Source organism: Gemmatimonas groenlandica (assembly GCF_013004105.1).
Taxonomy (GTDB): domain Bacteria; phylum Gemmatimonadota; class Gemmatimonadetes; order Gemmatimonadales; family Gemmatimonadaceae; genus Gemmatimonas; species Gemmatimonas groenlandica.
In genome coordinates this window covers 4,126,137-4,138,673 of the sequence record NZ_CP053085.1, presented here as the reverse complement: position 1 = coordinate 4,138,673, position 12,537 = coordinate 4,126,137, and the positions used below count along the sequence as shown (strand labels likewise).

Annotated in this window: 12 protein-coding genes and 1 pseudogene; 8 read left to right on the top strand and 5 right to left on the bottom strand. The window is 63.0% G+C overall.

Annotation, left to right across the window (positions count from 1 at the left end; all coding sequences use genetic code 11):
* Positions 1-47 precede the first annotated feature (47 nt).
* A complete protein-coding gene (rfaD, locus tag HKW67_RS17700; RefSeq protein ID WP_171226652.1) occupies positions 48-1,046 on the top strand; it encodes an ADP-glyceromanno-heptose 6-epimerase in 999 nt (332 codons plus the stop codon).
* 344 nt (positions 1,047-1,390) lie between these two features.
* Here the strand turns inward: rfaD and HKW67_RS17695 are convergent, their stop codons facing one another.
* Positions 1,391-1,804, bottom strand: coding sequence for a TonB family protein (locus HKW67_RS17695; protein ID WP_171226651.1), 414 nt, complete (start codon positions 1,802-1,804; stop codon positions 1,391-1,393).
* 293 nt (positions 1,805-2,097) lie between these two features.
* Here HKW67_RS17695 and HKW67_RS17690 point away from each other — a divergent pair, with 293 nt between their 5' ends.
* A complete protein-coding gene (locus tag HKW67_RS17690; RefSeq protein ID WP_171226650.1) occupies positions 2,098-2,475 on the top strand; it encodes an MbcA/ParS/Xre antitoxin family protein in 378 nt (125 codons plus the stop codon).
* Complete coding sequence (locus tag HKW67_RS17685) at positions 2,435-3,187, top strand: RES family NAD+ phosphorylase (RefSeq protein ID WP_171226649.1); 753 nt, start codon at positions 2,435-2,437, stop codon at positions 3,185-3,187. Before HKW67_RS17690 ends, HKW67_RS17685 begins: the two co-directional genes overlap by 41 nt.
* A gap of 400 nt (positions 3,188-3,587) precedes the next feature.
* On the opposite strand, the gene HKW67_RS17680 is transcribed toward HKW67_RS17685, so the two are convergent.
* From HKW67_RS17680 to HKW67_RS17670, 4 genes and pseudogenes are all read right to left on the bottom strand, one after another.
* Positions 3,588-4,055, bottom strand: coding sequence for a hypothetical protein (locus HKW67_RS17680; RefSeq protein ID WP_171226648.1), 468 nt, complete (start codon positions 4,053-4,055; stop codon positions 3,588-3,590).
* 81 nt (positions 4,056-4,136) lie between these two features.
* Positions 4,137-4,520 (bottom strand): YybH family protein, encoded by a 384-nt coding sequence (locus HKW67_RS22850; RefSeq protein ID WP_425486260.1) that lies wholly within the window; start codon positions 4,518-4,520, stop codon positions 4,137-4,139.
* A 54-nt stretch (positions 4,521-4,574) separates the two neighbouring features.
* A pseudogene (locus tag HKW67_RS22845) lies at positions 4,575-5,030 on the bottom strand (TPM domain-containing protein); the annotation flags it as partial.
* A 65-nt stretch (positions 5,031-5,095) separates the two neighbouring features.
* A complete protein-coding gene (locus HKW67_RS17670; RefSeq protein WP_171226647.1) occupies positions 5,096-5,266 on the bottom strand; it encodes a hypothetical protein in 171 nt (56 codons plus the stop codon).
* 257 nt (positions 5,267-5,523) lie between these two features.
* Between HKW67_RS17670 and HKW67_RS17665 the strand changes: the two genes are divergently transcribed.
* The 5 genes from HKW67_RS17665 (at position 5,524) to HKW67_RS17645 (ending at position 12,537) form a co-directional block, all read left to right on the top strand.
* Positions 5,524-7,332, top strand: a complete 1,809-nt coding sequence (locus tag HKW67_RS17665) for an FAD-dependent oxidoreductase (protein WP_171226646.1) — start codon at positions 5,524-5,526, stop codon at positions 7,330-7,332.
* 22 nt (positions 7,333-7,354) lie between these two features.
* Entirely contained in the window at positions 7,355-9,154 is a 1,800-nt protein-coding gene (locus tag HKW67_RS17660; RefSeq protein WP_171226645.1) for a 2-oxoacid:acceptor oxidoreductase subunit alpha, read from the top strand.
* Positions 9,151-10,206 carry a 2-oxoacid:ferredoxin oxidoreductase subunit beta gene (locus tag HKW67_RS17655; protein ID WP_171226644.1) on the top strand — a complete coding sequence of 352 codons (1,056 nt, stop codon included), beginning with the start codon at positions 9,151-9,153 and terminating at the stop codon, positions 10,204-10,206. Before HKW67_RS17660 ends, HKW67_RS17655 begins: the two co-directional genes overlap by 4 nt.
* A 93-nt stretch (positions 10,207-10,299) precedes the next feature.
* On the top strand, positions 10,300-11,001 hold the full coding sequence (locus HKW67_RS17650; protein WP_230981050.1) for a DUF4159 domain-containing protein: 702 nt from the start codon (positions 10,300-10,302) through the stop codon (positions 10,999-11,001).
* Positions 11,002-11,034: 33 nt separating this feature from the next.
* Positions 11,035-12,537 carry a serine hydrolase domain-containing protein gene (locus HKW67_RS17645; protein ID WP_206044479.1) on the top strand — a complete coding sequence of 501 codons (1,503 nt, stop codon included), beginning with the start codon at positions 11,035-11,037 and terminating at the stop codon, positions 12,535-12,537.

Below are 12,537 nucleotides of genomic sequence, written 5' to 3'. Positions count from 1 at the left end.
AGCAAACCAGCCGTTCCGGGTCCACTTCGTGAAGGATTTCCGTCAAGATGAAAGTTGTCGTCACAGGCGCCGCCGGCATGGTCGGCAGCAACATCGTGCATGGACTGAACGCCATCGGCATCGATGATGTGATCGCCGTCGACGATCTCACCGACGGCCAGAAGTACCGGAACCTGAACGGCGCACAGATCAGCGATTACTTCGACAAGTCCGACTTCTACCACCGTTTCGCGCGCGGCGAATTCGGCAAGGTCGATGCGGTGTTCCATGACGGCGCCTGCTCCGACACCATGGAGCACAATGGCCGCTTCATGCTCGACAACAACTATCGCAACTCGAAGGACCTGCTCGACGCCTGCCAGCTTCAAGGCACGCGACTGCTGTATGCCTCGTCAGCGGCAACGTATGGCGGCAGCGCCTCGTTCCGCGAGGAGCCCGAGTTCGAGCAGCCGCTCAACGTGTACGGGTACTCCAAGCTGCTGTTCGACAACGTCGTGCGCCGTATGCTGCCATCAGCCACCTCTCAGGTGGTGGGCTTTCGCTACTTCAACGTGTACGGACCGCGCGAGCAGCACAAAGCCCGCATGGCGTCGGTAGCATTCCACCACTTCAATCAGTTCCGTGACACCGGCAAGGTCCGCCTGTTCGGCGAATACGGCGGCTATGCGCCCGGCGAACAGTCACGCGACTTCGTCTTCGTGAACGACGTGGTCGCGGTCAACCTCTGGTTCCTCGAACATCCCGACCAGCGTGGCATCTTCAACCTCGGCACCGGCCGCGCACAGCCTTTCAACGACGTCGCCGTGTCCACCGTGAACGCCGTGCGCGCGCTGCGCGGTGAAGCCGCGCTCCCCATCAACGACCTGATCGCGCAGGGCCTGCTCGAATACATCGCGTTCCCCGAGGCGCTGAAAGGCAAGTATCAGTGCTTCACGCAGGCGGATCTCACGCAACTGCGCAGCACCGGCTGCGATCACCGCTTCGCGGACGTAGCCACCGGTATCGCGAGCTACGTAACGTGGCTGGCAGCGCAACCGGCGGCGTAAGAGTTCACGCGATGCGTTGTCGGGCTGCGGATCAGAGCGGAAACACACAGCTCCTGCCTGACACGGATACGAACTGACATGAACAGATAACAACCGATCATCGTCGTTGCGCGACAAGCTCGGCGGCTCCACCGCTGGGCATTTCGAAGATTGAAACGTGCGCAACCGCCGAGACTCCGTCGTCGACACAGAACGAATCCGTTCGTAGCCGTTACTATCGGTTCGTATCCGTGTCAGGCAGGAACGGTTTGGATCCGTTGCTGTCCCGAGAGTCTGTATCGGCCGCGTCGATCTCAGGCACGGATGCAGCCGCTCGAGTTGCGAACATCGTCCGCAGCGCCTCCCTAGTCACGGCTGCCGTATTGAAACGTGAATGGCGCTGCTGACACTTCGACGGTCAGCTTTCGACCATTGACCACCGGCGACTTCAATTGGGCTTGCGCCAGAAACTGGCAGACAGATCGACCGAAGCCGCGGTGCGACTCCGAGACGATCATGGCACTCCCCTTCACCACTCGGCCATTTGTATCGACGACGAATCTCGCGACCACACGGCCGTTACGTGCCGACCGGAGGTCGGCGGGATACTCCGGTCCCGGGCGTCCGATCTGAAATTGCACGAGCGAGTCGGCGCTGGGCCACGTCACCGTGGTATCGAACACCGCGACCACCACATCGCGACAGGGCCGCAGCGGAGACGTCGCGGTCTGCTCGTTCAGCGCGAGCGCAGCGCCAACCAATGACGCGAGGGGAATCATCAATACATGGTACATAGTCGATCACTGTGAAATTGAGTGCCACCTGTCGTCGGGCATCGGCGTACACCAAAAAACATACAGCCTCGCACGGTGCGTGGGCTCCCACGGCAGGCTGGCACTCCATCCTCGTAGAACGGCTTGCTCCTCCGTCGGTGCAGGATTGAAGGGCGTGGGGTACTCGCCGACCGTGGTGCCGATCGGCGCCGCCGAGCTCGCGACCTGCTTGCCTTCGTGCGGGGAAAATGGGCGGTGCACGCTTGCATGTGCAAGAATCGGCCTATATTCTTTCATTCATGCAAGCGCGTACCACGCTCCGCACCAAGCCTGATCCAGCGGCAGTGATCGCCCAAGCGGCGCTCGCCGCCGCCGAACGATTGGGGCTGACCAGTCGCCACCTGGCCACCGTCATCGGTGTCAGTGAGGCCTCCGTCTCCCGCATGCAGAGCGGCCGAGGCGTCGATCCGGCCAGTAAGGAAGGCGAACTGGCGCTGATGTTCGTCCGGCTCTTCCGATCGCTCGATGCATTGGTCGGCGGGGATGACGCCAAGGCCCGGGCCTGGCTGCACGCCATGAACGATCATCTGAGCGGCGTCCCCGCCGAGCGAATCCGAACCGTCGAGGGCCTGGTGGATGTCGTCCAATATCTGGATGCAATGCGCGGGCGACTCTGAGCTTCGAGCGCTGCGGCTGGTCGCGTGGCGCGTGGTGGAATCGCAGCACGAAGTCTCGACCCGCAAGCTCGTGAGTTCCGCCGCCGAGCAGGAGTTGCTGGAGGAGCTGATCGATCGCGTGAAGCCGCCGGTCACCGTCGGGGCGCGTTTGCACTATCTGCTCTTCACGCCGTTCCGCTATCCGCCGCTACGTCATGGCTCCCGCTTCGGTACGCGACACGAACGCGGTATCTGGTACGGCTCCGAGCAGCAACGCACCGCCTTCGCCGAGGTGGCCTACTACCGGCTGCTTTTTCTCGAGGGCACACACGCCGAGCTCGAGCCGGTCACTACCGCGCTCACGAGCTTCACCGTACGGATGCGCAGCATACGTGCGGTCGATCTGGCGGCACCGCCATTCTCGGATCATGCGGCCGAGATCTCGTCGCCAGTGTCGTACCAGTCGTCCCAAACACTCGGCCGCGCCATGCGTGAAGCGAAGGTCGAGCTGTTCCGGTTTCCCTCGGCACGAGACGCCGAGCACGGGACCAACGTAGGAGCATTCTCACCGGCCGTGTTTCATCAGGCCACACCGCAGCACGTCGAGCGCTGGCATTGTACGGCCACACGAAGCTCGGTGGATTTCACCCGCGGCGACCTCTCGCGGGTGCGTGACACGCACCTGTTCGAACGAGCGCAGTTTCTGGTGGCTGATCGACTGCCGTGGCCGTGAGCGAAGGCGCGGCCGGTCGCGCGACAATAGTGCTGTTCATCGGCGACCATTCGCGTTGATCCGCGGTAAAGCTGTTGCTCGAGGGTCGAGCAACGAAACCGCCTCACCGCGGATTGACACGAATTCGCACGAATCACCCGGCGTGCCCCGATACTCCGTCGCATGCGACGTCTTCCAATTAAAAAGAAGCTGTTCATCGGCGAGCACTCGCGTTGATCCGCGGTAAAGCTGTTGCTCAAAGGCCCAGCAAGGGAACCACTTTGCCGCGGATTGACACGAATTCGCACGAATCACCCGGCGTGCCCCGACACTCCGTCGCATGCGACGTCTTCCAATTAAGAAGAAGCTGTTCATCGGCGCGCATTCGCGTTGATCCGCGGTACGGCTACGCGTATCCACATCAACGACGCACCGTGACTGTGATCGGTGCGCTCACGCGTTCCTGCTCAGCGCCGAACACCCGGGCGCGCACACGATACTGCCCCGCATCCACCGGTAGCGAGCCGCGGTCCCGGTCGCTGGCGTCGAGCGCCCAGCGATCACGGATCACGACGCGCGCTCCGGGTGCGAGCTGGATCGGTGCAAACGCGATCGCCGCGCAGATGCGGCCGGGCAGCTCGACCGTACGGCCAAACGCATCACTGACATGGTACGGTGGGAAACAGGCATAGCTGCGCGGATCGGCGGTCTGCACCACGCGGGAATCGCGGTTCACGACCGTGACTTCAACGTCGATCGTCGCCGGTTGCGCCGCCGACGTCGCGCTGAGCCACAGCGAGATGTCGAGAGGCGACGACACCTCGGTGGCACTGCGACAGGCCGCAAACCCCAAGGCGATCAACGGGAACAGCTTGGCAATCGTGGTCATGACGTTTCTCGGCTCGACACTGGGTACGCCATGTAAACCGCGGCAAGCGGTCGGCGCGTCACCACCGCGACGATCGACCCCTCAACCCGGTGGTTTGCTGCCGTTGTCCATGTCCGACGCGATCAACCAGCGGCCGTCGCGCACCCGCCGCAATGTCAGCGTGAACTTGCCCTCGTCGCCGGGTGCGTCGCCGTAGCCGTACGCACCGATGAGATATCCAACGGTGTCGGCGTGGGCGTACGCCAACGCCCGGAGACGCAACGCGCCGCCGCCCTGTCCCGCATACACGCGGGCCAGCGCGGCGCGCCCACGTGCCGGGGCGCGACCGGGCTGCAGCACGAAACCATCTTCGGTGAAGAGCGCCACCAACGCCGATACATCGCGGGCGCGCCACGCGCGCTCGTAGTCGCGGAGCACCCGGTCGAGCGCCGGCGGCAACGGCACGGATGGCAGTGTGTCGATCATGGTCGCACGAACGGGAGCGGCGAGTTGCGCGTCGTATCGCTTCGAAAGTGCCAACACGATTCCCTGCAGCGCCTCGCCATACTTGCGCGCGCGAAACGCCGGCGTGGCGGCCACACAGATCGACATGGCGACGGAGTCGGGAATGAACACGTTCGCGCCGTCGCCTAGCTCAATGCGACAGTATCCACGTCCGTCGGTCGACGTTTCCTTGGGGATCAGCAGCACGATCGTGCCGGCGTTCTTGGCACGCCCGCTCTTGGCCCCAACGCCCCACGTCGTGCCGATGCGACGAGCCATGTCACTCGCGTCGAGCCCCTCGAGCGTGGCGCGCGTGACCACGACGACTTCCCCCTCGGTGCGGTTCTTCAGCTGCAGCAGCGAATCCGACAGGCTACGACGCGTCGAGTCGGGGATGACATTGGCGTAGTCGTTCACGGAGCCGACCGCCTTCGGTACGGTGAAGCCGTTCGAGCGTGACTGACCGCACACGACGTCAGCATACGCGAACATCAGAACCAGCATCGCCGCATAGCGCACGAGCACAGGGATGATCATGATGAGCTCGCGTTGACCCGCTACTGTGCCGTCGTGGGATCGATCGTCGTGACGATCTCCGACGCGCGGTCCGCCGGGAATCCACCCAGCTCGCTGAGCACACCGCAGGACTTCTGCGAGATCGCCTTCAGGTCATCCGGGGAGAGTTTGCCAGCGCCCGGGATGTTGCGTTCGATCAGATACAGTGGCATGAAACGCTCGCGTGATGTGGGGGCGGAACGGGAGTGACCTCAAATAGGCAGTCGCCGAACTGCATTCGCCAGCACCGGCGTCCCCCGTCCCGCGAACGGTGCCCGAACCAGTCCGTCTCACGCATCCCAGTCTTGCCCTACCGCATGGCGGACGCGACCAACGGCACGCATACTCTGTCAGGGACGATTTGATTTTCGCACGCCGAGTCGAAAGCCTTCTCGATTTCGGCACAGACTTGGCCTCGAGGCACCGCCGCATGGCTTTGCACACGGATGTCAGCACGCCCGACCACTATCACAAGGTGGTCGACTGCCAGTGGGCTTGTCCCGCGCACACCAATGTGCCGGAGTACCTCCGGCTGATTGCGCAGGGTCGGTACACCGAATCGTATCTGCTCAACCGCGAGTCCAACGTCTTTCCTGGCATCTTGGGAAGAACCTGCGACCGCCCTTGCGAGCCCGCCTGCCGGCGCGGCCGCGTCGATGGCAAGCCCGTCGCTATCTGCCGCCTCAAGCGTGTTGCGGCTGATCTCCGCGACGATATCAGCGCCTATCTCCCCAAGCCCGTTACCGACCGCAACGGCAAGCGTATCGCGCTCATCGGGGCCGGCCCGTCGTCGCTCACTGTGGCCAACGACTTGCTCCCGCTCGGCTACGAGGTCGTGATCTACGAGAAGAATGCGCAGGCGGGTGGCCTCATGCGCGTGAACATTCCGTCGTTCCGGCTCCCCGAGCAGGTGCTCGACGAAGAGACACAGTGCATCATCGACATGGGTGCCGAAGTACGGTACAACACGCCGGTGGAGAGCCTGCGCACGCTGCTCGATGAGCAGTACGATGCGGTCTTCGTGGGCAGCGGTGCCCCCAAGGGCAAGGAGCTCGACATTCCGGGACGATGGGATCCGGCCGTACGCGACCAGATCCACATTGGCATCGAGTGGCTCAGCTCCGTCCACTTCGGCCACATCGAATCGATCGGCGAGAACGTCCTCATCATCGGCGTCGGCAACACCGCCATGGACTGCTGCCGCACCTCGCGCCGGCTCGGCGGCACCAACACCAACGTGATTGCGCGCCGCGGCCGCAAGTTCTTCAAAGCCTCGCCGTGGGAACTCGAGGATGCCGAGGAAGAAGGCATCCACATCATCGAGAATCACGCGCCGAAGCGATTCGTGATCGAAGTCGGCAAGCTGGTCGGCATGGAATTCGAGCGACTGGAGTGGAGCGAGGCGAACGGGCGTCAGACGAGCACCGTGATCGATACGATCATCATGCCGTGCGATACCGTCATCCTCGCCATCGGACAGGACAACGCCTTCCCGTGGATCGAGCGCGACATCGGCCTCGAATTCGACCAGTGGGACATGCCGGTCGTGAACAAGGCGTCATTCCAGTCGTCGCGCCCCGACGTGTTCTTCGGCGGAGACGCCGCGTGGGGACCGCAGAATATCATCTGGGCCGTCGAGCACGGACATCAGGCCGCGATCTCGATTCACAAGCACTGCCTCGGCGAAGATGTCACGAATCGCCCCGCGCAGGGTATGCACCTGACCAGCACGAAGATGGGCATGCACTCGTGGATGTACAGCAACGAGTTCAACCCGTCACCGCGTGCGCAGATGTCGCACGCCGAGCTCGTGAAGCGATTCGCCAGCGTCAGTGAAGAGGTGGAGCTCGGCTACACCCCGGAGCAGACCGCGACCGAAGTGCAGCGCTGCCTGAATTGCGATATCGAAACACACTTCACGGCGAAGCTGTGCATCGAGTGCGATGCGTGTATCGATGTGTGTCCGGTGAACTGCCTCACGATCGCGCCGGTGGCCGAGACAGAAGCAGAACTCCGCACGCGTCTCAAGGCGCCAGCGGAGAACCTCTCCCAGGATTTGTATGTGTCGGACGCGTTGCCGCAGACACAACGCATCATGGTGAAAGACGAAGACATCTGCCTGCATTGCGGGCTCTGCGCTGAACGTTGCCCCACCGCCGCGTGGGACATGCAGAAATTCTCCCTCGTATTGCCCTATGCCTTCAGCGCGTCGGGCACCGTCGTTCCGGTGAGTGTATGAGTGCAGACATGAGCGTGCGCGTATGAGTGGCATCAACGATTTCGCCTTCAAGATGGCGACGGTGAACGGGACCGGCTCGGCCAGCGCGAACAGCTTGCTGATGCAGGCGATCTTCCGGATGGGCATCCCGGTCACGGGCAAGAATATCTTCCCGTCGAACATTCAAGGACTGCCCACGTTCTACGAAGTGCGCGTGAGCAAGGACGGATACACCGCGCGTCCACAGCATGTGGATCTCGTGGTCGCTCTCAACCCCAGCACTTATGCCAAGGATGTCGCCACGGTGCGCCCTGGTGGATACCTGGTATACGACTCGTCGTGGCCGCTGGAATCGGAGCTCGAGCGCGAAGGCATCACGATCATCGGCATTCCGTTCGGTCAAATGTGCGTCGACACGTTCATCGGTGACCGGGATCGCACGCTGCTGCGCAACATCGTGTACGCCGGTGCGCTCGCCGCACTGCTCGAGATCGACATGGATATCATCGGGCAGATGCTGATCGAGAAGTTCTCCAAGAAGAAGAAGTTGCTCGAGTCGAACAACACGGCCATCCGGCTGGGCTACGACTACGCCAAGCAGCACTTCGCGTGTCCTCTGCCCTTCCATCTCGAAAAGATGGACGCGACCGGTGATTCCATCCTCATCGATGGCAACACCGCCGCTGGACTCGGCGCCGTGTACGCTGGCGCGACCGTCGGCGCGTGGTATCCGATCACGCCGTCCACATCGCTCATGGAAGCGTTCCGTGGCTTCTGCGAGCGCTTCCGTGTGGAACCCGACACGGGACTGCACAAGTACTGCATCATCCAGGCCGAGGACGAGTTGGCGGCGGCCGGCATCGTGATCGGCGCTGGCTGGGCGGGCGCGCGCGCGTTCACGAACACGTCAGGCCCCGGCATCTCGCTCATGCAGGAGTTCATCGGCCTCGCGTACTACACTGAAATTCCGGCCGTCTTCTACGACGTGCAGCGTACGGGCCCTGCTACCGGCATGCCCACGCGCACGCAGCAGTGCGACCTGATGTCGCTGGCCTATGCATCGCATGGCGATACGAAGCACATCGTACTGTTCCCGTGCAGTCCGGAAGAGTGCTTCTACATCGGCACGACGGCGTTCGACCTGGCCGAGCGGTTCCAGACGCCCGTGTTCGTGGCGAGTGATCTCGATATCGGCATGAACGACTGGATGTGCAAACGTCTCGTGTGGGATGACAGCTACCAGCCCGATCGCGGCAAGGTGCTCGACGCGACCGAGCTCGAGCAGGTGAAGAAGTTCTCGCGGTATCTCGATGTGGACGGCGACGGCATCGCCGCACGTACGCTCCCGGGCGTACACCCCAACGGCGCCTACTTCGTGCGCGGTTCGGGCCACGACAAGCACGGCGCGTATACCGAAGACTCCGACGCGTATCAGGAAGTCGTCGATCGGCTCACGCGAAAGTTTGCGACCGCCGCGACCGTGGTGCCGGCACCGGAATTTCACATGCAGCCCGACGCGCATGTCGCCATCGTCTCGCTTGGCAGCTGTCACACGGCGGTCCTCGAAGCCATCGATCGCCTGCGCGACCAGGGCATCGTGGCCAACTACATGCGCATCAAAGCGTTCCCATTCAACAGCAGCGTGCGCGAGTTCATCGACGCCCACGACGCGGTGTTCGTCGTCGAGCAGAACCGCGACGCGCAGCTGCGGTCGTTGCTCGCCATTGAAACCGGTGTCCCTCGCGACAACATGACGCCAGTGCTCGACTACGGCGGAATGCCGCTCACGGCGAACGTCGTCGTCACCGCCGTCGCGAACCATTTCGCCGAGGTATCCGCATGACGTCCATCGCCAAACCACCAGTCCGACACCCCGGACTGCAGCGGAACGCGCTTGGCTTCACGGTCCGCGATTACGAAGGCGCGATGTCCACGCTGTGCGCCGGCTGCGGACACGACTCGGTCACCGCGGCGCTCGTGCAGTCGTTCTGGGAGCTGTCGCTGCCACCGCATCGTGCGGCCAAGATGAGCGGCATCGGTTGCTCGTCGAAGACCACCGCGTACTTCATGAAGCAGTCGCACGGCTTCAACAGCGTACACGGGCGCATGCCGTCGGTCACCTCGGGGGCGAGCGCCGCCAATCGTGACCTCACATACATCGGCATTTCTGGCGACGGCGACTCGCTCAGCATTGGTCTCGGACAGCTCTCGCACGCCATCCGTCGCAACGTGCGGATGCTGTACGTGATCGACAACAACGGCGTCTACGGCCTCACCAAAGGACAGTTCTCGGCCTCCGCCGACATCGGCTCCACGTCCAAGAAGGGTGAAGCCAACATGCAGCAGCCTATCGACCCGGTGCTGCTGGCGCTGTCGCTGGGCGCCACCTTCGTGGCCCGCAGTTTCTCGGGCGACAAGGCGCAGCTCGTGCCGATTCTCAAGGCCGGACTGTCACACAACGGCCTCGCCCTGATCGATGTCATCTCGCCGTGCGTCACCTTCAACGACCACGAAGGCTCCACCAAGAGCTACAAGTTCACGCGCGAGCATGAGGTCGAGATTTCGGCGGCGGACTTCGTGCCGCTGCGCCGCGAGATCACGGCGCCCGACACCGACAGCGAAGTGTCGGTCGTGGCAATGCATGACGGCAGCACGGTGCGGTTCAGGAAGACGGCCGACAGCTACGACCCCACTGACCGTGAGCAAGCATACGCCCATGTGCGCGCCTGCCAGCTGCGTCACGAAGTAGCCACGGGGTTGCTGTTCATCGACGAAAGCGGGCAGGATATGCACGCGATGGCCAAGACCACGACGCAGCCGCTGGTGGATCTGCCCTTCGCCGATCTGTGCCCGGGAAATGCGGCGCTGCAGTCGCTGATGGAGCAGTACCGGTAGTAAACCCTTCACCCGAATTGCACACTTCCTGTTCCCAGGTACCGCATGCACACACATCGAGGACGCCGATGGAGTCTCGCTGTGTGTGCAGCGATGGTCATCTGTGTTTTGGCGCCGGTTGCCTGGTCACAACGTTCGGCGCGTTTGGAGCCCAATGCGCCCTATGACGGTCGGTACACGTTCGCGCGTATCCGGTACACACAGGGGTACCGCTTGGCGTGGGGCGTGGACTATCCGCGAATGGAGCGCAACTTTCTCGTCATCCTCGACAATCTCACCACGATGTCGTTGCGGAAGTCGGAGACGAATGTGTATACGCTCGATGATCCGGGCCTGGCGAGGCACACAGTCGCCTGGCTGACCGAGCCGGGGTACTGGGTGCCAACGGAGGCCGAAGCACTGGGGCTCCGAACCTGGCTGCAACGTGGCGGCTTCCTGATCGTGGACGACTTCTACTACCAGCGTCAGTGGGATGTGTTCGAGCGATCGATGCGTATGGTTCTCCCCGACGTGAAGTTCTTTCGTCTCGATGCACAGCATCCGATCTTCAATGGTTTCTTTGCGCTCAAGAAGCTGGACGGCATGCACCACCCCGCGACCACGGCCGCGGTGGCCGAGTACTATGCGGTGTACGAAGGCAACGACCCGACGCGCCGCATGCTCGCCGTCATCAGTTTCAACAACGACATCGGAGATTACATGGAGTGGTCTGGCGAGGGGTGGTTTCCCGTCAATCTCTCCAACGATGCCTACAAGTTCGCGACCAACTTTGTTGTGTACGGATTGACGCACTAGCGCTTACGATCGCCTCACCATCCGGACTCACCCATGATAATGCTCGCCCGCCTCCGCTCCCACAGCAGCCGTCTTGGCGTGCTCGCACGACGCAGAGCCTTGCTGATGACGCTGCTGGCAGCGGCGCCGTGCGCATCGGCGACTGCCCACGCGCAGAATACCAGCACCTCCGTAGTGAATCTCGCCGCGCACCCCGACGTGCTTGCGGCCGAACGTCTGTTCTCCGCCTGGCTCGACGGACAACTCGCGTATCGCGGCATTCCCGGTGTCGCGGTAGGCGTCGTGCACGATCAGCAGCTGGTGTGGTCGCAGGGCTTCGGCTTCGCTGATGTGAAGAACCACGTGGCCATGACGCCGCAGGTGAAGTTCCGTATCGCGTCGCATAGCAAGATGTTCGCCGCCATCGCCATCATGCAGCTGCGCGAGGAAGGGAGGATTCGACTCGATGATCCCGTCGAGAAATACCTGCCCTGGTTCAAGGCAAAGCCGGCGGGTGATGACGATGGCGTGATCACTATCGAACAGCTTCTGTCGCATACATCGGGATTGCAGCGTGAGGCCGGCGACCACTGGACGACCTTCAACTTCCCCACGGAAGCGGAGCTCAAGCGCCTCTTCAGCGACCGTCAGGCGGCATTTGCTCCGAACGTGCGATGGAAGTACTCCAATCTGGCGTTCGCCGTAGCGGGACTGGTGGTCGAGCAGATCACCGGACAGAAGTGGGCGACGTATGTGCAGCAGCAGATGCTATCACCGCTCGGGATGAGCGCCACGAGCGTCGACCAGAATGTGTCGGGACTGACCGTGCCGTACATGCGTCGCTTGCCCGACGGATCGCGCGACGTGCTGCCCTTCGTGGATGCCCGTGGCATGGCGTCCGCCACTGGCATGACGTCGAACGTGGACGATCTCGCCAAATTCGTCTCGGCGCAGTTCCGTCGCGGCCCACGTGGAGGCGCACAGATTCTCAGCGCGGGTTCATGGCGCGAGATGCATCGCGTGCGCGCCGTCGATGAAACGTGGCAGAGTGGCAGTGGCCTCGGCTTCGACTTCATTCGCGTCGACAACCGCACGTGGGTGGGCCACGGCGGCGGCTATCCTGGCAATACCACGCACACGCTCTTTCAGCTGAACGACAAAGTCGGCGTCATTGTCCTCACCAATACCAACGACTCCGATCCGCGGCAGATTGCCGAGCAGCTCATCGCGACGGTCGGAGCGGCGGTGGCCAAGGCCGCGCCAGCGCGGGCGCAAAACGTGGCGTGGGATCCGTCATGGGCGCGCTTTGCCGGCTGGTATCGCAGCGCGATGGGAGACTCGCGGGTGGTGCTGCTGAACGACAAGCTGGCCATGATCTCGCCTACGTCGACCACCATCGGCACGCCATCGACCCTCGAGCCGCTTGGCGGCGGTCGCTTTCGCCTGATGGCACCGGGCGGCGGCGGTGCCATCGGGGAGGTCGTGCGCTTTGTCGAGGAGAACGGCACCGTGACCCGCATGTACGTCGGCGACGGGTATCAAACGCGGCTGCGCTAA